This window comes from Corynebacterium sp. HMSC073D01, assembly GCF_001815555.1.
Lineage (GTDB): Bacteria > Actinomycetota > Actinomycetes > Mycobacteriales > Mycobacteriaceae > Corynebacterium > Corynebacterium glucuronolyticum.
On record NZ_KV821014.1, the window covers coordinates 1 to 22,616 of the forward strand.

General features: G+C 56.6%; 21 protein-coding genes. 14 read left to right on the forward strand and 7 right to left on the reverse strand.

The features are described from left to right. Positions 1-118: 118 nt before the first annotated feature. Positions 119-1,489, reverse strand: coding sequence for a TetR/AcrR family transcriptional regulator (locus HMPREF3044_RS01130; protein ID WP_070738955.1), 1,371 nt, complete (start codon positions 1,487-1,489; stop codon positions 119-121). A gap of 812 nt (positions 1,490-2,301) precedes the next feature. On the opposite strand from HMPREF3044_RS01130, the gene HMPREF3044_RS01135 reads away from it, so the two are divergent. After that, entirely contained in the window at positions 2,302-3,021 is a 720-nt protein-coding gene (locus HMPREF3044_RS01135) for an integrase core domain-containing protein (RefSeq protein WP_070738956.1), read from the forward strand. A gap of 730 nt (positions 3,022-3,751) precedes the next feature. Here the strand turns inward: HMPREF3044_RS01135 and HMPREF3044_RS01140 are convergent. Continuing rightward, positions 3,752-4,456 (reverse strand): IclR family transcriptional regulator, encoded by a 705-nt coding sequence (locus HMPREF3044_RS01140; RefSeq protein WP_070738957.1) that lies wholly within the window; start codon positions 4,454-4,456, stop codon positions 3,752-3,754. Between the two features lie 53 nt (positions 4,457-4,509). On the opposite strand from HMPREF3044_RS01140, the gene leuC reads away from it, so the two are divergent. The 3 genes from leuC (at position 4,510) to HMPREF3044_RS01155 (ending at position 7,473) form a co-directional block, all read left to right on the forward strand. Further along, complete coding sequence (gene leuC / locus HMPREF3044_RS01145; protein ID WP_070738958.1) at positions 4,510-5,883, forward strand: 3-isopropylmalate dehydratase large subunit; 1,374 nt, start codon at positions 4,510-4,512, stop codon at positions 5,881-5,883. A 37-nt stretch (positions 5,884-5,920) separates the two neighbouring features. After that, positions 5,921-6,508 (forward strand): 3-isopropylmalate dehydratase small subunit, encoded by a 588-nt coding sequence (gene leuD / locus HMPREF3044_RS01150; protein ID WP_005396163.1) that lies wholly within the window; start codon positions 5,921-5,923, stop codon positions 6,506-6,508. A gap of 371 nt (positions 6,509-6,879) precedes the next feature. Next, the gene (locus tag HMPREF3044_RS01155) at positions 6,880-7,473 is read left to right on the forward strand and encodes an arsenate-mycothiol transferase ArsC (RefSeq protein WP_005392335.1); all 594 of its coding nucleotides are present in this window, start codon (positions 6,880-6,882) and stop codon (positions 7,471-7,473) included. Between the two features lie 156 nt (positions 7,474-7,629). Here HMPREF3044_RS01155 and HMPREF3044_RS01160 read toward each other — a convergent pair whose 3' ends face one another. Further along, on the reverse strand, positions 7,630-8,616 hold the full coding sequence (locus HMPREF3044_RS01160) for an NUDIX hydrolase (protein WP_005396164.1): 987 nt from the start codon (positions 8,614-8,616) through the stop codon (positions 7,630-7,632). Between HMPREF3044_RS01160 and HMPREF3044_RS01165 the strand changes: the two genes are divergently transcribed. Then, on the forward strand, positions 8,615-9,664 hold the full coding sequence (locus HMPREF3044_RS01165; RefSeq protein ID WP_005392340.1) for an NAD(P)H-dependent glycerol-3-phosphate dehydrogenase: 1,050 nt from the start codon (positions 8,615-8,617) through the stop codon (positions 9,662-9,664). The genes HMPREF3044_RS01160 and HMPREF3044_RS01165 overlap by 2 nt on opposite strands. 5 nt (positions 9,665-9,669) lie before the next feature. Continuing rightward, a complete protein-coding gene (locus tag HMPREF3044_RS01170) occupies positions 9,670-10,692 on the forward strand; it encodes a D-alanine--D-alanine ligase family protein (RefSeq protein ID WP_081446561.1) in 1,023 nt (340 codons plus the stop codon). 291 nt (positions 10,693-10,983) lie between these two features. Here HMPREF3044_RS01170 and HMPREF3044_RS01175 read toward each other — a convergent pair whose 3' ends face one another. Next, positions 10,984-11,910: a DUF3515 domain-containing protein gene (locus HMPREF3044_RS01175; RefSeq protein ID WP_070738959.1), complete on the reverse strand. Its 927-nt coding sequence runs from the start codon at positions 11,908-11,910 to the stop codon at positions 10,984-10,986. Between the two features lie 19 nt (positions 11,911-11,929). On the opposite strand from HMPREF3044_RS01175, the gene HMPREF3044_RS01180 reads away from it, so the two are divergent. The 7 genes from HMPREF3044_RS01180 to coaD are packed head-to-tail and all read left to right on the forward strand — an operon-like array spanning position 11,930 to position 18,404. Further along, complete coding sequence (locus tag HMPREF3044_RS01180; protein ID WP_070738960.1) at positions 11,930-12,898, forward strand: thiamine-phosphate kinase; 969 nt, start codon at positions 11,930-11,932, stop codon at positions 12,896-12,898. Then, positions 12,898-13,566: a uracil-DNA glycosylase gene (locus HMPREF3044_RS01185; RefSeq protein WP_005392346.1), complete on the forward strand. Its 669-nt coding sequence runs from the start codon at positions 12,898-12,900 to the stop codon at positions 13,564-13,566. Before HMPREF3044_RS01180 ends, HMPREF3044_RS01185 begins: the two co-directional genes overlap by 1 nt. A gap of 10 nt (positions 13,567-13,576) precedes the next feature. Beyond that, positions 13,577-14,968, forward strand: coding sequence for a DAK2 domain-containing protein (locus HMPREF3044_RS01190; protein WP_246820806.1), 1,392 nt, complete (start codon positions 13,577-13,579; stop codon positions 14,966-14,968). 3 nt (positions 14,969-14,971) lie between these two features. Further along, positions 14,972-17,080 carry an ATP-dependent DNA helicase RecG gene (locus HMPREF3044_RS01195; protein WP_070738962.1) on the forward strand — a complete coding sequence of 703 codons (2,109 nt, stop codon included), beginning with the start codon at positions 14,972-14,974 and terminating at the stop codon, positions 17,078-17,080. Positions 17,081-17,121: 41 nt separating this feature from the next. Further along, complete coding sequence (locus tag HMPREF3044_RS01200; protein WP_005392355.1) at positions 17,122-17,343, forward strand: biotin/lipoyl-containing protein; 222 nt, start codon at positions 17,122-17,124, stop codon at positions 17,341-17,343. Then, positions 17,344-17,916, forward strand: coding sequence for a 16S rRNA (guanine(966)-N(2))-methyltransferase RsmD (gene rsmD, locus HMPREF3044_RS01205; RefSeq protein ID WP_005392357.1), 573 nt, complete (start codon positions 17,344-17,346; stop codon positions 17,914-17,916). Positions 17,917-17,924: 8 nt separating this feature from the next. After that, positions 17,925-18,404, forward strand: a complete 480-nt coding sequence (coaD, locus tag HMPREF3044_RS01210) for a pantetheine-phosphate adenylyltransferase (protein ID WP_005392359.1) — start codon at positions 17,925-17,927, stop codon at positions 18,402-18,404. A gap of 333 nt (positions 18,405-18,737) precedes the next feature. On the opposite strand, the gene HMPREF3044_RS01215 is transcribed toward coaD, so the two are convergent. From HMPREF3044_RS01215 to HMPREF3044_RS01225, 3 genes are read right to left on the reverse strand one after another with little or no spacing between them, the layout of a single operon-like run. Continuing rightward, positions 18,738-19,502 (reverse strand): amino acid ABC transporter ATP-binding protein, encoded by a 765-nt coding sequence (locus HMPREF3044_RS01215; RefSeq protein WP_005396170.1) that lies wholly within the window; start codon positions 19,500-19,502, stop codon positions 18,738-18,740. A gap of 13 nt (positions 19,503-19,515) precedes the next feature. Beyond that, on the reverse strand, positions 19,516-20,415 hold the full coding sequence (locus tag HMPREF3044_RS01220) for an amino acid ABC transporter permease (protein ID WP_005392362.1): 900 nt from the start codon (positions 20,413-20,415) through the stop codon (positions 19,516-19,518). Positions 20,416-20,424: 9 nt separating this feature from the next. After that, the gene (locus HMPREF3044_RS01225; RefSeq protein ID WP_070738963.1) at positions 20,425-21,363 is read right to left on the reverse strand and encodes an ABC transporter substrate-binding protein; all 939 of its coding nucleotides are present in this window, start codon (positions 21,361-21,363) and stop codon (positions 20,425-20,427) included. Positions 21,364-21,579: 216 nt separating this feature from the next. On the opposite strand from HMPREF3044_RS01225, the gene HMPREF3044_RS01230 reads away from it, so the two are divergent. Next, positions 21,580-22,563, forward strand: a complete 984-nt coding sequence (locus HMPREF3044_RS01230) for an ABC transporter substrate-binding protein (RefSeq protein WP_246820808.1) — start codon at positions 21,580-21,582, stop codon at positions 22,561-22,563. The last annotated feature ends 53 nt before the right edge of the window (positions 22,564-22,616 follow it).

Below are 22,616 nucleotides of genomic sequence, written 5' to 3' on the forward strand. Positions count from 1 at the left end.
GTACAAAAACACCATGGACTCCAAGTCCAAAAGACCAAAGACTCCGAGTCCAGAAAGTCACTGGACTCCGAGTCCAAGAAGTTCATGGATATAACAGACCTAGGTTGTGTTAATCCAGTTACTCCTTCAAATCATCAACCGAGTCGATATTCAGGGTGCTCAGAAGTCCCTGAATAACGATGTCGAAGACAGGTCCAAGGTATTCCAACTTGTCTTTCTCGTCCAGATTCTTGAGAGACCCGGTGGAAAAGAGGTGCGCGAGACCGTGTGCCGATGCCCACGCAGAAAACACCTGGGAGTAAAGGATCCACGCCTGGCGGGGATTGTTCGAGTTCTCGATAGCTTTCTTGGTCAACTCCACGAGGAAGGAGAAAGCGACCCCCATGCGTTCGCTTTGGTCAAAGTTGTCAAAATCGGTGGGCACGATGGCACCGGAGGCAATTTCGATGAGAACGTTCCAGCCGATCGGATCGTGCAATGCGAAAGAGACGTACCCGAATCCTGCCGCCTTGAGGTAGGAGAATGCGTTCGACCCACCGGGGAGGGAGAAGCACTGGGCGCCGATAAATCCTTGATCCTGGTTATCCAGGTAGTCCTCGACCTCTTTTACGAGCTTATCGGCTCCGTCGGCCAAGCGGAGAACATCGTTCTTGGGGAGATTTGCGTACTGTGCGACGCGACTGAGATCAACATTGGACTGACCGAGATCCCACACGAGGTCGATGAGACCGCGGTACATTGCGATTTGCTTCTCATCGTCGTTGTTGCGGGGGAACTCCGGAGCCTTAGGCACCGCATTAAACGGAACATTGCCACCCAATTGCTTTGGGTTGAGCTCAGTTGCGCCCTTATTCTTGATCGAGCGGACTATACCTGCGGTCAGAGATTCCAGCGAGCCCTGCAGCAGCTGCTTCTTGGCTACCGGGCTGAAGAGCCTGCAGATACCGAAGGTGCAAAGGTGGGTAATGCCGTGAATCGTGGCATAAGCGGTGAGAGCAATCTCAAGGAGGAACTTCGAATCCTTGGGTCCGTCGAGTTCCTCGATAAGGTCCCGGATGTAGCCGAGAACCCGGGTGACGGTCGGCGGCATGAGTAAGTCATTGAAATTGCCTTCGAAACCTTCGGGAAGGTCGATATTCATCGGTGCGGAGATAAACGCACCGAAGATATCCGGAGCTTCCTGTGAGAACGAGAAGTAGGCTCGGCCGGTGGCCTTGAGCTTGTCCAGAGTTGAGGCATCCTCTGGGAGCTTCCCTAGTTCGTAGTCGGCAAAACGGATGATGGTGGCATCAAGCTCGGATTGTAGGACTTGCTTGAGGTTATCGTCGGTAGGGAAAAATTCCGAGATGTCCTCTTCACTAATTTTGGAAATGAGGGAGATTTTTTCCCGGCTGAGATTATTAAAGCCACGGTTGCTAACGATTTCATAACCTGCTGAAATGACGCGACCCCGTGCCTCTGTTTTGCCTCTACTACGGTAAAGATTCACTGATATTCCTCGTTAATAATGTGGTTCTCGTCTCTCGCGAGAGCGGACACTGGTTCACTATTTCCTGCTCCCGCCTATTGTAACAACTTCTCTTGGAAGGCCTATTGTAACAACTTCTCTTGAAAGATTGACAGCCACGCATGGTCATGGCTACTACGGGGCGTAACTCATCTTCTGGTTTGTTTGAAGGGGAATCACACTTTTGGGATTCGCGACCCTTATTCTTTTGCTTAGTTCCTTGTTTTGCACTTTTGTCCTTCCTTTCCCTGCGCATTCCGTGCGCGTACGATGCTGGGGAGTCCCCCGTTCAGTCCATGCTAGGTAGCCCCCGTTAAGTCCATGCTGTGGTGTCTACTGACTTTTTGGACGTGGTGAGGCCACTATTTTGGGATGGGAATTTCATCCCATCTCAGAAAGATAATCGCTGATTTCGATCCGGTTGGAAGCGGGGTCACGATCAAGCAGTTCTGCAAGGATAACGGTTTTTCTAAGCAGACGTACTTCAATATCAAAAGCGTATCGCCGAACGTGGTAGATCTGGCATCCTGCCGGACAGTACGGCACCGAAAAACCCGAAAAGACGCCACGATGGCCAGATACGGCAGTTGGTGATTGAATCCCGCGCAACGTTAAAGAGTCAGGGGCGGGACTACGGCCCGTGGTCAATCTAGTACTACCTGATCGATGATCTGGGGATCCAAGACCCGCCAGGGCGGTCAACCATTGCGTGCTGGTTGCGTGAGGCTGGTGTTGTTGAGGCTAACACCAGGAAACGACTCCGTAGCTCGTACAGGCGGTTTAATCGCGACAAGGTGAACGAGCTGTGGCAAATCGACGGGTTGGTGTACCGACTGTTTGATCATGACCATACCCTGATCACGGTGTATCAGGTTATTGACGATGCCAGCCGATTTGATGTGGGCACCCAAGCGTTTCCTGCTGCCGAAAACGGCAACGACGCACGCCTTGTCCTTGCAGCTGCCTTCGACACGTACGGGTTGCCACAGGAGATCCTGTCAGATAATGGGGATGCCTTTGCTACCTATCACCGGGGCAGATTGTCCTCCACAGAGCTGTGGTTGGCCCAAAAGGGCGTTGCGGCTATAGCCGGATTCGCGCCAACAACACAAGGCAAAGATGAACGCTCCCACAAAACCTTGACGAGGTTTTTAGACGCACGACAACCCACAATGCTGACGCACGTGAGACAACTGTTGACACAGTTCCGCCAGTTCTATAACACCCAACGCAGGCACCAGAGTCTTGTCTGCGGGAAGATGCACATCACACCCGAACAGGCCTGGAACAGCCTGCCGCATGCGGACCCACCGACCCACCCCATCGACCCGGACTACCTGTGGGCCCGAATCGTTGACGGCTACCAAAAACACCATGGACTCCAAGTCCAAAGAGACCAAAGACTCCGAGTCCATAAAGTCACTGGACTCCGAGTCCAAGAAGTCATGGACATAAAACCGTTAAGTCCATGCTTTTATGTCCATGCTAGGGAGGTTGTAGCCCGATCGAGGTAAACATCGGTATATATAAGGTAAGCGGTGTTTACTCTAACCGAATGCGGCATTCATCCAATATGGAGGGGATCCAGTATGGAGGGGGAGATCTGAGTGAGCCGTATGCGTAGCTGGTAAGACCGACGGTTTTGTACGACCTAGAGTGTGCAACGAAACAATTCAATCGCGCGGAGGGCGAGGAGAGTGCAATGAAACACGCAAAGAAAATAAATTAGATAGTTGTGCACTGGTGCAGGGTACTGGCTGAGTGATAGTGGCCAAAACGCAGTGACGCTTTATCTGCACGCTGATCTTGTACGCTGACCGTGGATGGTGACTTAGGACGCTGCTCCTGGATGTCGGCATGGATTTGTAGTCTAACCGTAGACCGTGGCCACCGAACTAGGGCCACCGAACTAGGAGGTGGCTTAGCTGTCGGCGTACCACCTTCGGCGGCGGAGCACAGTGCTGGATCCTCGCCAAAGTCGCCTTGGTTCGACAGTGGCTCTGCGGACGGGGACTGGAGTGTGCAGGCGTGGAGAAAGTATGAAGGAACAGGCTCGTGACACTTTGATGGAAAAATTGCCTGCTGCTGGCAGACGAGTAAGATGGCCCAGTCCGTCCGGTACGCACACCCGCAACAGGCTTATCCTTGCCTCCCAGGTTTCACTCTAAGACTTAGCGGATTAAACCCAAGTCAATGTGGTCTGGTCACGCTGTAAAAGACTGAACGGGGGCGGTTGACGTGCTCTTAGAGCAGGGCACCGAGCGATCGGGCTGCGTCGCGTAACGGGGCAATGAACTGTTTTCCGTCGAATCGTTCTGATGGCCCGGACAAGCTAAGGACAGCAACGAGATCTCCAGTGGGGTTAAACACGGGTGCGGAGACGCTGGCCAACCCCTTCTCACGTTCATTTTTAGAATCGCTCCAGCCCTGCTCACGAACTTTGTCCACAGTTTCCTCCGTATAAACAGCATCCTTGAGGATACGGTCGCGGAGGGTTGGGCCGGAGAAAGCTACGAACACGCGGGCAGCGCTACCAGCGGTCAGAGGCATGCGTGCGCCAACGGGGACGGTGTATTTGAGGCCTGAGGGTGGTTCTTGTGCGGCGATGCACGTGCGTTGCATCCCAGTGAGCCGGTAGAGCTGCACGGATTCTCCCGTGTCCTCCATGAGGGTGGTCATAATGGGCACTGCAGCGTCGATAAGCTTATCGGTGGAGCCGGAAGCCAACGCGGTCAGTGCCGGGCCGATTACCCATTTTCCGTCAGTGGAGCGAGCTAGTATCGAGTGCACTTCAAGTGCGGTAGCCAGGCGGTGAGCCGTGGCGCGTGGTAAACCGGTGATGTCACACAGTTCGGTTAGAGAGTGCGGTCCTTCCGCAACGGCCCATACGATGGACAACGTTCTATCCAGAACCTTAATGCCGCTTTTGCCAGTGTTATACTGTCCCATGACACGATATTAACATTCCATTCTGTGGGAGGCTAGTTTTGAAACCGTTAACAATGGCAGAGAAGGTCTGGAAAGCTCATCAGGTTGCTGAAGGGCTCATTTACATCGACCTTCACCTCCTGCATGAGGTGACTTCCCCGCAGGCTTTCGACGGTCTTCGCTTGGTGGGTCGCAAAGTCCGTCGTCCAGATTTGACGATCGCGACAGAGGACCACAACGTACCGACCGATGCCACCACGATCACCGATCCAGTATCTCGGACGCAAGTTGAAACGTTGCGGAAGAACTGCGAGGAATTCGGTATCCGGTTGCACTCGATGGGGGATAAAGAGCAGGGAATCGTTCACGTTGTAGGCCCGCAACTGGGCCTCACGCAGCCGGGTATGACCGTCGTGTGCGGTGACTCTCACACGTCTACGCACGGTGCGTTTGGTGCGATTGCCTTCGGCATTGGCACGTCGCAGGTCGAGCACGTCCTTGCAACTCAGACGCTGCAGATCGAACCCCTGAAAACGATGGCAGTCAATGTGTCTGGTGAGCTCGCAGACGGTGTGACCGCAAAGGATTTGATCCTGGCGATTATCGCCAAGATTGGTACCGGGGGCGGGCAAGGGCACATCATCGAATACCGTGGTTCCGCCATTCGTAAATTGACGATGGAACAGCGCATGACGGTGTGCAACATGTCCATTGAAGCGGGAGCGCGCGCGGGCATGATTGCCCCTGACGAAACCACCTTTGAATACCTCAAAGGCCGGGATCACGCACCGAAGGGCGAGCAGTGGGACAAGGCGGTCGAATACTGGCGGTCCATTGTCACTGACGAGGGAGCTGAGTTCGACACTGTCGTAGACATTGATGGCTCCACCATCACCCCCTTTGTTACCTGGGGAACCAACCCCGGACACGGTGTGCCTCTCGCCGCGAGCGTGCCGAGCCCGGAGGACTTTTCTGGTGATGAAGCACAGGCAAGCGCAGCGAAGGCACTGGAGTATATGGGGCTGACACCGGGGACTCCCATGCGAGAGGTTGCTATCGACACTGTCTTTATTGGTTCCTGCACAAACGGGCGCATCGAGGATCTGCGGGCTGCTGCGCGTGTGATGAAGGGGCGCAACGTGAACACTCGGACGCTTGTCGTTCCCGGAAGCTACAGGGTGAAATTGGAAGCTGAGAAGGAAGGGTTGGATCAGGTTTTTTTGGATGCCGGGGCTGAATGGCGTCTGCCTGGTTGTTCTATGTGCCTCGGGATGAACCCTGACCAGCTGGCTCCCGGTGAGCGAAGCGCCTCCACTTCGAACCGTAACTTCGAAGGACGTCAGGGTAAGGGTGGGCGCACCCACCTGGTCAGTCCTGCGGTTGCGGCTGCGACGGCGGTTGCAGGGCATCTCGCTTCCCCCGCAGACCTCGCTCCAGCGATGGCATAAAACCTGAAAACTACTGAGAACGTAAAAGGAAACACTCATGGAAAAGTTTGTCACTCACACCGGTGTTGGAGTGCCGCTCAAATCATCGAACGTTGATACTGACCAGATCATCCCAGCTGTTTACCTCAAGCGAGTCACGCGCACGGGTTTCGATGATGCCCTCTTCGCGGCCTGGCGTCAGGATCCCGCCTTTGTCCTTAACCAAGAGGAATACAAAAATGGCTCAGTGCTCGTCGCGGGCCCTGATTTTGGCACCGGATCGTCCCGTGAACATGCCGTCTGGGCGCTCATGGATTACGGGTTTAAAGCTGTATTCTCGTCTCGTTTCGCTGACATCTTCCGCGGAAATTCCGGAAAGGCAGGTCTCGTAGCTGGACTCATGTCGCAAGACGATATCGAGCTGCTGTGGAAACTCATGGAGGAAACTCCCGGTCTGCAGCTCACCGTCAATTTGGAGGACCAGACAGTAAAAGCGGGGGAGTATGTCCTGCCGTTCGATATCGATGAAAAAACAAAGCATCGTCTGCTTGAAGGGCTTGATGATATTTCTGTCACCCTCGCTCACGAGGATGATATCAGTGAGTATGAAAAGGCCCGCCCAGACTTCAAGCCCACAACCCTGTGAGATGGCGCTCCGCGGAGCTTCATATCTGCAGAGCTACACAATCGCAATATAACTGGATAAACGACCGAAGAGATACTTCGGCCGAATAAACGCCGGATAAGAGCCGGATAGGAAATGGATGCCTCAGCTGAAGCTGAGGCATCCATTTTTTGATCCTCAAGGTAAACGGAAAGTGAATATCTTTACCGCAAAATGTGGCGTCGTTTGGGCTCTTTCGGCGCTACGGTTCCGTTAGTAAGTACCTAAAAGAATCTCTGAGCGTGTCTTTCTTGCCGGGTAATGAATATTCCGGTAAGGTTAACAACAAGTTAACAAAAGGGAAACGAAAGAATACGCGATAGGGAAACTGGCGCGTAGTGGAAGGAAGAAAAATGACCGCACAGCTTGTCGATCGTTTTCGCATCGTCCGAGAAGATATGCACCGCTACTACGGGGGATCTGTGGAGTCCGACGTCATTGATGATGTCGTAGATTCAGCGATTTCTGATGTCAGCGAAGATGCGCGCATTGAAACGTTCATCCCTGTGCTCGTTGAACGCGAAGCCCGAGAAACGCTTGAATCGATGGGAACTGTCCGCAAGGAGGTGCTTTTTGCCTCCAAACACAACTCCGCGCGAGCGCAGCTGGCGTACGCTCTGGCGCGCTACTACGCGGGTGACCATCTGTTCATCCGAACTGTGGGAGTTGAGGGGCGTGCCCCGGTGGATCCGGATGTTCTGGTGGTTCTTGACGAGATGGGTGTCTCCGGCGGTGTCCTTTATGAGAAGGATGACACCCCGCGCACCGTGCACTTCTCTGACGTCGTCGTCCTACTCGGCGTGGAGGAATCTCCTAACCTGCCTGGAGTGCGCTACGTGGAGTGGAATGTTGACGACCCGGCAGGTAAAGGCCTAGCCGCGATGCGAGAGGCTGCACGAGAGATCGACGCTCTTGTCCGTACGCTCCTTTTCGAACTTGCCGCATAGTGCGGCGGGATGCCCTGTGACACGACGGCCGTCACTGGGTGATGATTGCAAAAATCCGCTCTGAGGGGGATAACCCCTTAGAGCGGATTTTGTGCTTTCTGATTGGATGTGTCCGAGAGCCCCGGACGTATATCCTCTTTGTATCCTCTGTGGCTTTTACTTGACAGGGAGGGCGCTCGCCAAATAGTCGGCTCCAGTGAGTTGGCCATCATTAAACGACAGCACCCACACTGACCCTTTCTTGCATTTCACTTCATCCATCGGTAGGGGTAGGCGTCCTGTGTCGGAGTAATGCTGCAACAACGCTGGGATTCGCTCACCCTGGGAAACAACGACGGAGACACCGCCGTCGGCGATGATCTCGTCGAAACGTGCGATTGCTTCATCGGGCTGGGCATCGTCGCCAAGCAGCGGGTCGACGATGACAGATACGCCAACTTCTTCCGCAATCGGGGCAGCAGTGGATTGGCAGCGATCTGGAACGGCGGAATACACCTTTTCGGGGCGGAAGCCGAGAAGGAGCGGAGCAAGCATCTCGGCCTGACGCAGGCCTTTCTTCTCCAGCGGGCGCAGATTGTCGTCGCCAGCCCACTTCCGCCGGTCGTGCGCCTTGGCATGACGGACAAGGAGAATCCGGGACTCGGCGGGGAGGTGGAACCGCTTGTCTGCCTTTTCTAAGACGTGTGTGTCCACCTCGTACGTGAGAAGTTCCTTCGCTTCCTCCAGCGTGACCCACCGCAGCTCATCGACCTCATCGTTGGGTGTGAAATGACCGCCGAGAACCTTAGCCGTCCAGTAGTAGACGATCTTGGTGCGGTCCAAAACAGGGTAGCTGACGTTGCCCAGGAGTTTCCCGAGTCGCACGGTGTACCCGGTTTCCTCGAAGATCTCTCGAATCGCCGTGACTGGAAGGGACTCGCCTGGGTCCAGCTTTCCCTTGGCCAGGGACCAGTCGTCGTAGCAGGGGCGGTGAATAATCGCGACGCGTGGGTCGTCGACATCGCCTTTCCAGAGCACCGCACCGGCGGCTAGGGTAGGCCGCTTCGCGTCCTTACCTGGCTTTGGGGGGATCTGCTGAAAGCGGCCGGTGACGTAAAGTGAGTTTGCTTTGTCTTTGTCTTGTTCGTGTGGTGACTTGGACATGTCTTTTAAGTTACCCTTAATCCAACAAGAACTGTTGAAAGGAACATGTTTAATGCACGTCGCAGTCATGGGTGCCGGTAGTTGGGGGACAACAATGGCAAAGGTTGCAGCCGATGCTGGCAACACGGTGACCCTCTGGGCGAGGAGGGAAGACGCTGCCCGGAGGATCCAGATTACGCGTGAGAACAGCGACTACCTTCCGGGGCTCACGCTGCCACCTTCAGTCACGGCAACGTCGTCGGCAGAGGAGGCGCTCACGGGTGCAGACATCGTTATTCTGGGTGTGCCGTCGCAAAGCCTACGAGGAAACCTCGAGCAGTGGACCCCCTTCCTAGGTACGAGCACCCTCATCCTTTCGCTTGCGAAAGGCGTTGAGCACGGGACAGGTCTGCGGATGAGCGAGGTTATCGCCACCGTGACCGGACACCCTAGTGACAAGATTGCGGTCCTGTCAGGACCCAACCTGGCCCGCGAGATCGCGATGGAACAGCCGGCTGCCACGGTGATCGCGTGCTCCGACCACTCGCATGCCAAGGTCATCCAAGCAGCAGTGAGTGCCCCGTACTTCCGTCCGTACACGGTGACCGATGTCATCGGGGCGGAGCTGGGAGGCGCATGTAAGAACGTCATCGCACTCGCTTGCGGTATGGCTGTGGGTAAGGGGCTAGGCGAAAACACTGTCGCCACACTTATTACGCGAGGCCTCGCAGAAATCACACGACTGGGAGTTGAGCTTGGTGCAGATGCCCGCACGTTCGCAGGTTTGGCGGGGCTCGGGGACCTCGTGGCCACGTGCAATTCGCCGTTGTCGCGGAATAGAACCTTCGGCGAGCGTTTGGGGCGTGGCGATAGCCTGGAAGATGCTGCCAAGGCGACGCATGGGCAAGTAGCTGAGGGAGTAATATCGTCAGAATCCGTGTACCACCTAGCGGAGGATCACGGCGTGGAGATGCCCATCACACAGGCGGTGTACGGCGTGTGCCACAATGCAGTAAGCGTTGATGAAATGATTACAGCCCTCATGGGCCGGTCGAAGAAGGCAGAGTAAAACAAGTGACCACAGTTGCCGTTATTTACGGTGGTAAGTCCACCGAACACTCCATTTCGTGCATCTCTGCACGGGCCATTATGGATCATCTCGACGATGTCGATGTGTTCCCCGTTGGGATTACCCGCGATGGCACGTGGACAACGGGGGATCCTCGGCACATGACAGAAACACTCCCGGAAGTTACCGTCGAACGCGAGGTGTTCCTGCATAAAAACGAAATCCGGCTCCTGGAGACGAGTGAGGTCCTCGCGACTGTGGATGTCATCTTCCCCGTGCTGCACGGTCTCAATGGCGAGGATGGAACTATCCAGGGTCTGTTTGAGCTCTCCGGCGTTCCGTACGTGGGCAATGGAGTTCTTGCCTCCGCGTGCGGGATGGATAAGCAGTACACAAAGAAATTGTGTAAACTCGCTGGACTCCCGATCGGCAAAGACCTTGTACTCGAAGGAGGAGAGGAGTTCATCCCCGGTACCCTGAACTTCCCCGTATACGTCAAGCCCGCCCGCGGTGGTTCTTCCATCGGCATCTCCCGTGTTGAGGATGTGTCCGGTATCGATGAGGCTATTCGCCTTGCGCGAGAAAGCGACCCCAAGGTCATCATTGAGGAAGAAATCAAGGGCATCGAGGTTGAATGTGGTGTTCTCGAGTACCCGGATGGACGCGTTGTCGCAGCGGCACCTGCGGAGCTCATTGGCACAGAGGATGGTGAGGCTGGCTTCTATGACTTTTCAGCGAAGTACCTCGATGGCCAGGTTTCTGCGCACATCCCGGCGCGGCTGAGTGAAGAGGAAACCGCGCGTGTCAAGGAGATCGCGGTGCAGACCTTTAAGGCTCTGAACTGCAATGGGCTCGCCCGAGTCGACTTTTTCGTCACCGAGCACGGCCCAGTGATCAACGAGATCAATACGCTTCCCGGCTTCACCCCGATTTCAATGTACCCGCAGGTCTTCCAGGCAGAAGGCATCAGCTATGGGGATCTCCTCCACATCCTGATAGAGCAGGCACTGGCCACAAAATCTAAGTAGGCGCAAGCACAGCTGGGGGGCTGCATTTTCACGGCGATCACCGCAATCACCGCGATGGCGGTCGCAATCGCGATTGCGATCGCATTTGCGGTGGAGGAACAACCCCGCCTCAGCAATTCCGTACACGGATGTTCTCGGGTGCTAGCTCATGTGGTCGCAGAAACGACAAGGGGCTGCCGAATTGCGTGCTAGACATTCAGGGTAAAAAGGAAAAAGGTCGGCTGGCCCTCTTTCTTTTCGACGATATGTGCGTGCGGTTCTCGCTCCCAAGCCGTGGCATTCAGCGTGCGGTTACTGCGCTTTCTGAGCGTCGGCCGTGTCCTGCGAAGGAGCGGAGTCTCCTGCGTCCTCGACAGGACCGATCTGGCGGGAGACATCGGCGAGGACGTTCTCGGCCAAATCAAGGGGCGCAAATACGGCTACGGTGGGTGTCCCCATGGACCACCAGCGTAGGCCGGAGGAATCAGTGAACCAGGGGCGGCCGTCGAGCTGCGTCAATCGCGCTCCAGCGGCGTATTCAGGGCTCATCGACACTCCACAGCGGACTTCGATGGGATTGCGGGTGTCGGAGGTATAAAGCCACGAACCGGTGGGGGAATCTGGACGCCCAGCTAGGACGTGGTCGCCATACTTCTCAGGCAAGTTAAGCACGGAGCAGGACTCTGTCTCATTTGCAGCGGACGCATCGATGCGTTCGAGCGGCGTAGCAGGAAGGTCAATCTCGTGGTGCGTGAGTGTGCCGATAGCCTCGTCCAGGCCACCTGTCACCTTTTTCGCCTTGCTACCCTCCGGCGCAGTCACAGCTACCGCTGGGGTGGTGTCAAGCGTGAACCACGTGGCATTTCCGGAGTTATCGCTAATTCTGAGCCACTGGGCACCGGAGTTTTCTGTCACAGAATCGGCTTGCGACGCGTAGTCCGGGGTAGGCACGCCACAGCGGATCGTAAGTTCGTCTTCGAGGCCGTGCTTATACGCTGCAGCGCCGGAGGGGGCTGGGTCAGCGATAGGAACGCGCTTGAACGTGCCGACCTTGTTCGGCAGAGCGTCGACAAAGCTCTGGCACTCAGCAGAGTCCGCCTCCTCGTAGCCGAGGTCAGTGACCACCGTGGGGCCACTGGCAGCCTTGGAATACACGAATTTAGCGCCGAAGACGACGGCGAGGACAAATACCAAGGCAAGCACGAGAGCGATCACCATAGGGGTGTTTTTGCGTTCCATAGGCACTAGGGTAGCCGGTGTGACTAACGAGCGCCTAAACACACCGACCCTTGCAGAGATAGGGGAAAAGGGAGTGATCGCGGCCATCCAAGAGGTGGCCCCAAGCACGATTAACGGAGATGATGCCGCTGTTCTCACCATCGGTCCTCCGAATACCCGCACGGTGGTGTCCACAGACATGTTGGTAGAAAATCGACACTTCAACCTCGACTGGTCGACACCAGAGGAGATCGGGCACAAGGCCGTTGTACAGAACTTCGCGGATATTCAGGCGATGGGAGCCCGCCCGATCGCTGTTCTCATGGCGCTTTCGGCACCGCCAAGCACACGGCTCAGCCTCGTTACGGGAATCGCCCGTGGGATTTATGAACGGATCCAAGAGTTTTCTGCGGAACTTGTAGGTGGCGATCTCACCGCAGGGAACTCTATTGTCTTATCAATCACCGCAGTGGGCTCACTGGGTGGAAGTCAGCCACCACTGTCTCTCAACCGTGCACGACCAGGTCAAAGCGTTATCGCTTGCGGTTGTATCGGGTATTCGGCAGCTGGACTTGACCTATTGAAGAAGTTTGGGCGCGACCATGTACCCGTGGAATTTCTCAAGCTTGTCCGCGCCCACTGCACGCCACCTCTGATGCCAGACCGGGGTGTCGTCGCTCGCGCCACGGGAGCTACCGCCATGACAGATAACTCTGACGGTCTCATCACAGATCTCACTACGATCGCAGACCGTTCGGCGGTGACGATTGAGCTCAATCCCGCCGCCATCGAGCCCGATCATCGCCTTCTTCGCGCGGCAGAGGTGCTGGGAACGGATCCCTGGAAGTGGGTTTTGTCCGGCGGAGAGGATCACACGCTGCTTGCTACAACGACCGGCGAGAACGTGTCAGGATTCCGTGAGATCGGCCGAGTGATCCGTAGAGGAACCGATCCAGTTACCATCGGTGGCGAGGCTCCCACGTGGACAGAAGGGTGGAAATCATACTGATGGAATCGAGTCTTCCAATCGAATATGGCTGGCAGGAGGCGTTAGCACCCGTGGAGGACGAAATCCACGCAATGGGCGCTTTCCTCCGCGAGGAGGTCGCCGCAGGGCGTGGGTACCTGCCCCCAGGAGACGATATTCTTCGCGCCTTCACGTACCCATTCCACCAGGTAAAGGTGCTTATCATTGGCCAAGATCCCTATCCCACTCCGGGGCACGCAATGGGTCTTTCTTTTGCTACCCGCCCAGGGGTACGGCCCCTTCCACGGAGCCTCTCTAATATCTTCACAGAGTTGGCTAGCGACCTCAATTGCGATAAGCCAACGGATGGAGATCTGCGCCCGTGGTGCGAACAGGGAGTGGCTCTCTTCAACCGGTGCCTGACCGTACAGCCAGGTAAACCGGCCTCCCATCGAGGCCGGGGATGGGAGCACGTGACAGAGCAGGCCATCCGAGCCCTTGCCCAGCGAGATCGGCCCCTGGTAGCGATTCTGTGGGGAAGGGACGCACAGACCGCTCAGAAGTTTCTGGGAGATACCCCGTGTATCAATTCACCGCACCCGTCGCCGCTGTCAGCGTCGAGGGGCTTTTTCGGCTCCCGCCCTTTTAGTCGAGCCAACGAGATCCTGGAGGAGCTCGGGGCCACCCCGGTGGACTGGCGCCTGCCCTAGAATGAGCGTCATGGAGATTACCGGTGACGTGCTCGTCCAATGGGCGCGGCTCGCGACGAACGCGCTGCAGGATGCCTGTGAAGAGATCAACGCCCTCAACGTCTTCCCTGTACCCGATTCCGATACCGGTTCGAACATGGCTCACACCATGCAGGCGGCACTGGAAGAAGCGGAGAAGCTTCCTTCGGGCGTATCTTTCCAACACATCGCCCAGGCTTTGGCAACCGGAGCTGTCCGTGGAGCACGCGGCAATTCCGGTGTCGTTTTGTCGCAGGTCTTCCGCGGACTCGCGCGTGTGTCTGGATCCAGCGCTGATATGAGCGACGTAGCGGCGAGCCTCGAAGCGGCTGTGCAGCTCGTGACGCAGGCTATCGCCGACCCGAAGGAAGGCACGGTGCTTACTGTTTTGCGTGCAGCCGCCACTGCTGCACGGGAGCCCGGTGCCACGGTAAGCCACGTGATCGCTGCGGCCAATCGAGCGCTCGCGGAAACACCATCCCAACTAGCAGAACTGAGACGCGCGGGGGTCGTCGATGCGGGAGGGCGCGGATTATGCGTCATTCTTGGCGCTTTGGGAGATGCCCTCGCTGGTGGTATCGGAGCACACATCGCTCCTGACATTGAGGTTAACGGGAGTTACCTGGAGGTGATGTTCTACTTCGAGTCACCAACTTTTGACACAGACATCACTGTGTTCGAGGGGGACAGTTTCATGGTCGCCCGAGACACCCCGACGAGCGGAACTATCCACGTGCATACGCGCCGGGCAGGAGATCTTATCACCGAGGCGTTTACTCGGGGAACAGTCACCCACCTACGTATCGAGTCGCTGCCGGAAGATCCACGGGATACCGCGGTGGATATCGTCGTACCCGAGGAGGCCCAGGACATCTTCCCTGAAGCGTTAACCTTGGCGCGCAACCATGGAAGAGCGATGGTGTACGTGTCCTGTGGTCTTCCTATTCCACGATCTCTGCCACTGACAGCGGAGGTTATCGACACAAACAACCTCGTGGAGGCAGTAGCCGCAGTGAGCATGTTTGATCCCCGACTGCCTCGGAGCCAAGTTGTCGACACGATGCAGCGGGCAGCGATGCAGGTTGCATCGGCTGAAATTACTCGAGACGTGGCGGAACCCGCAGACGTGGCGCAAAAAGAAAACTCCACGACGGGCTCGTGGCGCGTCCATGTTATTGGACACGACGACATCGTGGCGAGTACGCCCGAAGCTGCGGTCTGTCAGGCAATCAACGAGTGTGCTAGCACCACAGCAGAGGTTGTGACTATCATCGGCCCCATACAGGAGCTGGATCAGGAAAAGGTTGCTGCGTGTGTATCCGCCGTTCCCGCTGATCTGGTCACACACGAAAGCGATACATTTTTTGAGATCGGGGTGGAATGACTCGTGTTGGGTTGGAAGGACTCGCGTCCACTGACAGACCTGCTACCGGCCACAGAGTGTCGCGCGTTGAAAAAGAATTTCGGAATAACGAGTGTTCCTGAGCTTCTTCTCAATTACCCGCGCCGGTACATCGATTCAGCTCAGGGAACAGCGCTCATTGGTGCCCAGGACGGTGACATCGTCACCGCCATCGGCACCATCACCCGGACATGGTCCACAACCACCCGCAAAGGGATGAAGATCTTCCACGTCACAGTTGATGACGGTGGGGTAGAGGTCACCTGCGTGTTCTTCAACTCGGCATACTTATCCCACGTGCTCATCGAGGGATCCCGTGTGTTGGTGACAGGAAAGGTGAAGTCCTACCAAGGCAAACCCCAGCTATCTCACCCCGGATTCCTTGTACTCAACTCCACTCACAAGGGCACAGGTCAGATTAAGGAGTTATCGAAATACCCGGACGCGGAGGGGATCCTTCGTCGGCTCACTGCTTCTCCATGGACACCGATCTACCGGGGTACGTCCAGCTTTCCCTCGATGCGGATGTGGGCTGCCACCTCCGAAGTGTTACGGCAAACACCGCATATTTCTGAACCTCTCGGCACCCCGCCGGAGGAGATGGTGGACTTTGACACGATGCTGCGCGGCATGCATGTTCCCAGCACAGTGTCTCCCTATGCGTGCGAGCAGCGCGCTCGGTACAACGAGGCCCTTAGCCTTTCGCTCGTAATGGCATTGCTTCGCGACGATCAGTCGCATCGTCGCGCGCACCCGTGCGCACCCCTCGACGATGGCGGCTCTCGCCGCCAACAATTCATCGAGAGTCTTCCCTACACACTCACCGATGGACAGCAGTCCGTTGTCCAGGAGATTTCCAGCGATCTAGCAAAACCAACACCGATGTCTCGGCTTCTCCAAGGAGAGGTCGGATCCGGGAAGACCGTCGTCGCACTCATCAGCATGTTGCAAGTAATTGATGCCGGCCACCAGACCGCTTTTCTTGCTCCCACCGAGGTACTCGCACAGCAACACGCACGGTCGCTGACCCAGCTTCTCGGGGCTGTTCCCGCGCGTGTGGTTTGCCTCACGGGATCGATGACAGTGGCGCAGAAGAAGGATGCGCTGCTCAAAACGATCTCCGGAGAAGCAGATATTGTCGTCGGCACGCACGCGCTTATCCAAGATACGGTCGAGTTCTTCGATCTCGGCATGGTGATCGTGGATGAGCAGCACCGCTTTGGTGTGGAGCAGCGCGATATGCTGCGGAACAGGGGGACTAACGGCATTACTCCGCATCTGCTCGCTATGACAGCAACACCGATTCCCCGTACTATCGCGATTACCGCTTTTGGAGATTTGGAGGTCTCCCTTCTCACAGAACTTCCTGGTGGACGAAAACCGATACGCTCTGCTGTCGTATTCGAGGGCAACGATGCGTGGATGAACCGTGCGTGGGAACGCATCCGGGAGGAAGTCCAACAGGGCCACCAAGCTTTCATCGTCTGCCCTAGGATCGACGGGCCAGGAGGCGTCGAAGAGGTGTATGAGCTCTTAGAAGGGCAGATTTACCCAGATCTAGCCGTTGCACTCCTCCACGGCAAGCTCCATCCGGACGATAAAGAGGAAATCATGACTGCCTTCGGCAAGGGTCAGATCGACATCCTTGTCTCAACTACGGTCATCGAGGTCGGCATCGACGTGCCCAACGCCACCATCATGATGGTGAGAGAATCAGAGAACTTTGGGGTGAGCCAGCTTCATCAGTTGCGAGGCCGTATCGGGCGTGGAGGATATGAATCGTGGTGTCTTTTCCACACTCTTGCGCTACCCGATTCCGAGCAATATGCCCGGTTATGCGCTATCGCTAACACAAATGACGGCTACACCTTGGCCACACTCGACCTGGAAACCAGGCAAGAAGGCGACATAATTGGCACATCACAGTCCGGCAGTCGGAAACAGGTACGGTTGCTGAGCTTTGTCCGTGACGGCGAACTCATCGAGCACGCAAACAAACACGCCGACGAGCTTGTCCACGCGGATCGCATTCTGGCAGAGGAACTCGTCGCAGATATCGGCTCCAATGTCGCCGAATATTTGGAGAAGTCCTAGCGGTTCCGCGCTTCGGCGTGTGACCGATTAGACTTAGCGCCATGGAAATTTGCGCACCATTTGCCGGTATCGTGCACTTCAGTGTGACCGAAGGACAGACCGTGAAGGTGGGGGACACACTCGCCTCTGTGGAAGCAGTCAAACTGGAGGCACCCATTGTCGCGCCGGGGCCCGGCGTCATCTCCTCGATTCACGTAGCGGATTACTCGGATGTGTCCGGTGGGGACGTGCTTCTGACCCTCAGCGAAGGCGAAGGTGCGTAGATGGCACGGATTATCGCTGGTCTAGCGCGCAGCAGGAAGCTAAAAGTTCCTGAGGAGGGTACGCGCCCTACGAGCGACCGTGCTAAAGAGGGGCTGTTTTCTTCCCTCGACGTGCGCTTCGGTTTCGCTCACCGACGTGTCCTCGACCTATTTGCAGGTTCCGGGGCTCTCGGCTTGGAAGCCGCATCACGAGGTGCGGAGATGGTCGTGCTCGTGGAGTCGAATCCCAAAGCCGCCGCCATCTGCCGAGACAATGCGAAAGCTGTCGGTATCAACGGTGTGTTTGTTGAAGAGACGAAGGCTTCTACCTATGTCGCTTCCGCGCCGCGGGAGCATTTCGATATGGTGCTCGCTGATCCTCCCTATGATCTCGCACCTGAGACAGTCGACGAGATTGTAGAGGCACTTCGTCCATTGCTTCGTGACGAGGCAGTTGTCGTTTTTGAGCGTTCAACTGACTCGCCTGAGCCAACGTGGCCGGATGATTTCCACCCCACGACCCAGAAACTAAAGAAGCGGACGTACGGCACGACTCGTTTCGATATGGCTGTGTACCACAAGACGGAAGGATAAGCCGTTCTATGACTACCGTGTGCTGCCCGGGGTCGTTCGACCCGGTGACACTTGGGCACCTGGACATCATAAAGAGAGCTGCGGCCCAGTTCGACCACGTCGTCGTTCTGGTTACGGTGAATAAGTCGAAGAAGGCGATGTTTACCCCAGAGGAGCGGATGAACCTGATCCGCGAGTGCGTTCACGAGCTCCCCAACGTGACCGTGGACCACTGGGAGGGGCTCCTCGTGGACTACACCACAACGCACGACATCACCGCGATGGTGAAAGGTTTGCGCTCAGGCCTGGACTACGAGTATGAAAAGCCGATGGCTCAGGCAAACAGCAAACTGACAGGTGTAGAGACGTTTTTTCTCTTGACTACGCCCGCTTACGGGTACATTTCCTCGTCAATTGCCAAGGAGGTAGCTCTTCTCGGTGGTGATGTGACGGGAATGCTTCCGGATAATGTTATCGCTGCGCTAGAGCGCAAACGCGGGGAGTTGTAGGCTCAGCTACCATCCGCTGCGCGCGAAAGGGTCGCTCAACACTACTCAGGTTGTTCTCGGTGGGGTGATGAACGCGAACCCAAACGACTGCCGGGCGGGGGTGTCGTCCGGCGGAGAGGGATGCCAACTGTCCCGCTCCGGGATGCATCAGATGTGCCAGCAGGCGCACGAAGGCAAGTCAGCTCGCCGGGAATCGCACAAAGCACAGCCCCGCCCCATAGGAGCTAAACGCTGTGTGGCGGGGTTGTTGATGCGCGTGCAGCGGGGGAGACGAGAACCCTCTGACTCCAGGGAGACGAAAGCCCTCTGAATCCTGCGCGTACGTGAGTGGATTTACTTCAAAAGGGTGGAGAGGAACTGCTGGGTCCGCTCGTGCTGTGGGTGGTCAATGACCTCGGAGGGGGAGCCCTTTTCAACGACTACTCCATCAGCCATGAACACGACCTGATCGGCCACCTCCCGGGCGAACCCCATTTCGTGGGTGACGACGAGCATGGTCATGCCGTCGGCGGCGAGCTTCTTCATCACGTTGAGTACCTCACCTACCAGCTCTGGGTCGAGAGCTGAGGTCGGTTCGTCGAACAGCATCAGCTTCGGCTTCATCGCCACCGCGCGGGCGATCGCCACGCGCTGCTGCTGCCCTCCGGAAAGCTGAGCCGGGTAGGCCGTGGCCTTGTGGGCGAGACCGACGATGTCGAGAAGCTCCATAGCTTGCTGCTTGGCCTCGTCCTCAGAAACGCCCTTGACCACCATGGGCGCTTCCATGATGTTTTCCACAGCGGTGCGGTGGGGAAACAGGTTGAAGTTCTGGAAAACCATACCGATGCCGGCACGCTGAGCGGCTGCTTCCTTCTCCGTGATCTCGTACAGGGTGCCGTTCTTTTCCTTGTAACCGATGATCTGCCCATCGATGTAGAGCCTGCCGGCGGTCACCTTTTCAAGGTGGTTGCAACAGCGGAGGAACGTGGACTTACCCGATCCCGAAGGACCGATAAGTGTGGTCACAGTGCCTGTGGGAACCTGCAGGTCAATACCCTTGAGCACGTGAAGGTTGCCAAAGTCCTTGACTACTTGCTGAGCGTCAATCATTAAAGTCATGGTGCAGTTCCTTTTAGTCCTTGATAATCACGTTGCCGGGGAGTTTGCCTTCAGCATCTGCCAGGGCAGCGAGCTGGCGGGAGCTGAGCTCACGGGTTGCACCGCGCTCGTAGTACTTCTCCAGGTAGCTCTGGGCAATCATCAGTACGGAAGTAATGGCGATGTACCACGTTGCTGCTACGAGAAGGAGCGGCACCGGTTCAAACAGGGAGTAGGAGATGTCCGTGGCCTTACCGTACAGCTCATAGGTGTACGGGACGGCGACCACGAGGGATGTGGTCTTCAGCATGGAGATTAGCTCGTTGCCCGTCGGGGGAATAATAATCCGCATGGCCTGCGGGAGCACAGTGCGCTTCATCGTCTGCCACCAGCTCATGCCCAGCGCCTTGGACGCTTCGTACTGGCCCTCAGGAACAGCCTGCAAACCTGCGCGGACGACCTCTGCCATGTAGGCGGCCTCATTGAGTCCGAGGCCGAGGCACGCGAGAAGGAACATATTGGAGAGGAAACCCTGAAGGTCGAACTCTGCGAATCCGAGATTGATTGTCTGGTAAATGGAGCCCAGAAGACCCCAGAATACCAACTGCACGTAAATCGGTGTTCCACGGAAGATCCACAAGTAGATCCACGAAAGGCCACTGAGCACCGGGTTCGGGGACATTCGGAGCACCGCGAGGATCGCGCCGAGCACGACACCGATCACCATGGCGATAATAGTCAGCGCAATGGTGTGCAGTGACGCTATAGCGATGCGTTTATCCAGGAGGTACTGGAAGTACGTATCCCACCCATACGCTTCGTTGCGCGCGGCGCTGAAGACGAACAGGGCGAAAAGGATGAGAAGAATAGTGGCGAACACCCACCGCCAGGGGCGCCGCAACGGTTTAGCTTCGATTGGTTTTGGTTCGTTCATTGCTTTTCCCTAGCTTTGCTGTGAATTCTTCGTTGTATGTGGGGCTGAAGCGAGTGGCTCGCCGTTGATCTTTGCCTCATCGATGAACGTATCGTTCAGATTCCATTGGCCCATGATCTGCTCGTAATAGCCGTTTTCAATGAGATATTCGAGAGCTTTGGCTAGTGCTGGGGCGAGATCGGAGCCCTTCTTCACTGGCCAGCCGTAGTAGGCAGCGTCGTAGATATCGCCAACAAGCTCCATCCGACCGCCAGCTCGCGCGACGGCGTAGGCATTGACAGGTGCGTCAGCAGAGAAGGCATCGACACGGCCGAGCACAAGCGCGTTTGCTGCGGTATCGGAAGAGTCGTACGCCAGTTTGTGAATTGCGGGTTTGCCCTGGGTCACGCACTTCTCGGAGCGACGATCGACATCGTCGGTGTCGGAGACCGTACCGCGCTGGACGGCAACGGTGAGTCCGCAGGCGTTGTCCGGATCGACGTTACCGCCGGGCTGCTGGGACCACTGGATACCGGCAACGAGGTAGTCCACGAAGTCGTAGTTCTTTCGTCGCTCCTCGGAATCAGTAAAACCAGCCGCGCCGAATTCCACAGTGCCAGCACTGATCGCCGGGAGAATCATCGGAAACTCCTGCTCCACAGGCTTAGCCTCAAGCCCCATTACCTTAGCGACGGCCGCAGCCAAGTCGATATCGGAACCGATGATTTCACCGGCGGAATTCTTGAACTCCATGGGGGGAAACGGCGGGTTAGTTCCGTAGAGAAGGATGCCATCTGCGGCGACCTCTTCTGGAACCATTGCGGCGATTTCGGGAACAGTCTCCACCTCAACGGGTGTCCAGCCCTCGGGGTGGCCTCCCTCATCATTGACCACGCATCCGGTAAGTGTGGTGGACATCGCGATGATGCCAGCCACTGCTGTACCTTTAACCCAACTTTTCATGCGCATAACTGTATCAAATGTTTATACATATGCCAACTCTGCAGAAAAGTGTGTCCTGACCAGCCTAGGGAAGTTATTTAGCGTGGCGCTCTTCGTAGTGAATATACGGTTGAGTGCAAGAAAATGTGTCGAAATCACCGTTTCTGTTCGAACGTATGGCGACTTACACTATCTAGAGGAAAACATTGAGCGTGGACGCATAACGCGGAAAGGAATGTTGCTGTGGAAAGATTCGTTGGATCTCTATCCTCTGCCGAGGGACGTAGTAAGGCGACGCTTGTGGCGATCCTCCTTGCAAGCCTGAGCATCCTTACTTTGGTCCTTACGGGTTGTTCGGGGCCCACCGCAAGCGATTCTCACACATCTGAATCCTCAGCAACGTCCCGTTCTTCTGCCGGCGGGGAATTTCCTGTTTCGATCCCCAGCGACACTGGCGGGGATGTGACCGTCAAGGAGAAGCCCGACCGTATCGTGTCTCTCAGCGCCAGTGCTACCGAGACCCTGTACGCCATCGGTGCAGGGGATGCTGTGGTGGCGGCGGACAAGTATTCCACTTACCCAGAAGAAGCCCCAAACGAGGAGGGGCTAAGTGGGCGCAGCACGAATGCGGAGGCCTTGCTGACCTACGACCCGGACCTCGTCGTTGTGTCTTTCGATGCAGCAGAATTAGTGTCCGGGCTTACAGCGGTGGGCGTTCCTGTGCTTGTCGTGCTGCCACCGACGACGGTGAACGGTGCCTACGAACAAGTAGAAAGGCTCGGAGTGGCTACCGGCCACGCCGAGGAAGCGGACGCAGTCGCCGCTGATATGAAGGCGAAGATTAGCGACACCGTTGAAAAGGCAGCCAAGAAGGGCGAGGGTAAGACGTACTTTCACGAGGTGACCATCGACTATTACACAGTCTCGAACAACACGTTCTTAGGTGACGTGTACCGCCAGTTCGGGCTCACTTCCATCGCGCCGGACGATGCCAGCGGTTACCCCCAGCTGACCGAAGAGTCCATCATTGCGTCCAACCCGGATTACATTTTCCTCGTCGACCACACGTCTGAGCAGCTTACGCCTGAACAGGTCGCTGCCCGTCCCGGCTGGCAGTCCATCACTGCGGTGAAAGAGGGGCGGATCATTCCGCTGGATGAGGATCTCGCCTCCCGCTGGGGTCCACGCCTTCCGGAGTTTGTTCAGCAGATCGCAGATAGCTTGTAAGTAGAGCTCATCGTGCAGGTACTATCCGGCCTGTCCCGCATTTTATCGAGTCG

What these genes read in the sequence shown, in the direction of transcription:
- HMPREF3044_RS01140 (WP_070738957.1), bottom strand. Translation starts at nt 4,456, where the DNA reads ATGGGACAGTATAACACTGGCAAAAGCGGCATTAAGGTTCTGGATAGA.
- coaD (WP_005392359.1), top strand. Translation starts at nt 17,925, where the DNA reads ATGACTACCGTGTGCTGCCCGGGGTCGTTCGACCCGGTGACACTTGGG.
- HMPREF3044_RS01155 (WP_005392335.1), top strand. Translation starts at nt 6,880, where the DNA reads ATGACCGCACAGCTTGTCGATCGTTTTCGCATCGTCCGAGAAGATATG.
- HMPREF3044_RS01215 (WP_005396170.1), bottom strand. Translation starts at nt 19,502, where the DNA reads ATGACTTTAATGATTGACGCTCAGCAAGTAGTCAAGGACTTTGGCAAC.
- HMPREF3044_RS01200 (WP_005392355.1), top strand. Translation starts at nt 17,122, where the DNA reads ATGGAAATTTGCGCACCATTTGCCGGTATCGTGCACTTCAGTGTGACC.
- leuC (WP_070738958.1), top strand. Translation starts at nt 4,510, where the DNA reads ATGGCAGAGAAGGTCTGGAAAGCTCATCAGGTTGCTGAAGGGCTCATT.
- HMPREF3044_RS01160 (WP_005396164.1), bottom strand. Translation starts at nt 8,616, where the DNA reads ATGTCCAAGTCACCACACGAACAAGACAAAGACAAAGCAAACTCACTT.
- rsmD (WP_005392357.1), top strand. Translation starts at nt 17,344, where the DNA reads ATGGCACGGATTATCGCTGGTCTAGCGCGCAGCAGGAAGCTAAAAGTT.
- HMPREF3044_RS01165 (WP_005392340.1), top strand. Translation starts at nt 8,615, where the DNA reads ATGTCTTTTAAGTTACCCTTAATCCAACAAGAACTGTTGAAAGGAACA.
- HMPREF3044_RS01225 (WP_070738963.1), bottom strand. Translation starts at nt 21,363, where the DNA reads ATGCGCATGAAAAGTTGGGTTAAAGGTACAGCAGTGGCTGGCATCATC.
- HMPREF3044_RS01220 (WP_005392362.1), bottom strand. Translation starts at nt 20,415, where the DNA reads ATGAACGAACCAAAACCAATCGAAGCTAAACCGTTGCGGCGCCCCTGG.
- HMPREF3044_RS01190 (WP_246820806.1), top strand. Translation starts at nt 13,577, where the DNA reads ATGGAGATTACCGGTGACGTGCTCGTCCAATGGGCGCGGCTCGCGACG.
- leuD (WP_005396163.1), top strand. Translation starts at nt 5,921, where the DNA reads ATGGAAAAGTTTGTCACTCACACCGGTGTTGGAGTGCCGCTCAAATCA.
- HMPREF3044_RS01185 (WP_005392346.1), top strand. Translation starts at nt 12,898, where the DNA reads ATGGAATCGAGTCTTCCAATCGAATATGGCTGGCAGGAGGCGTTAGCA.
- HMPREF3044_RS01175 (WP_070738959.1), bottom strand. Translation starts at nt 11,910, where the DNA reads ATGGAACGCAAAAACACCCCTATGGTGATCGCTCTCGTGCTTGCCTTG.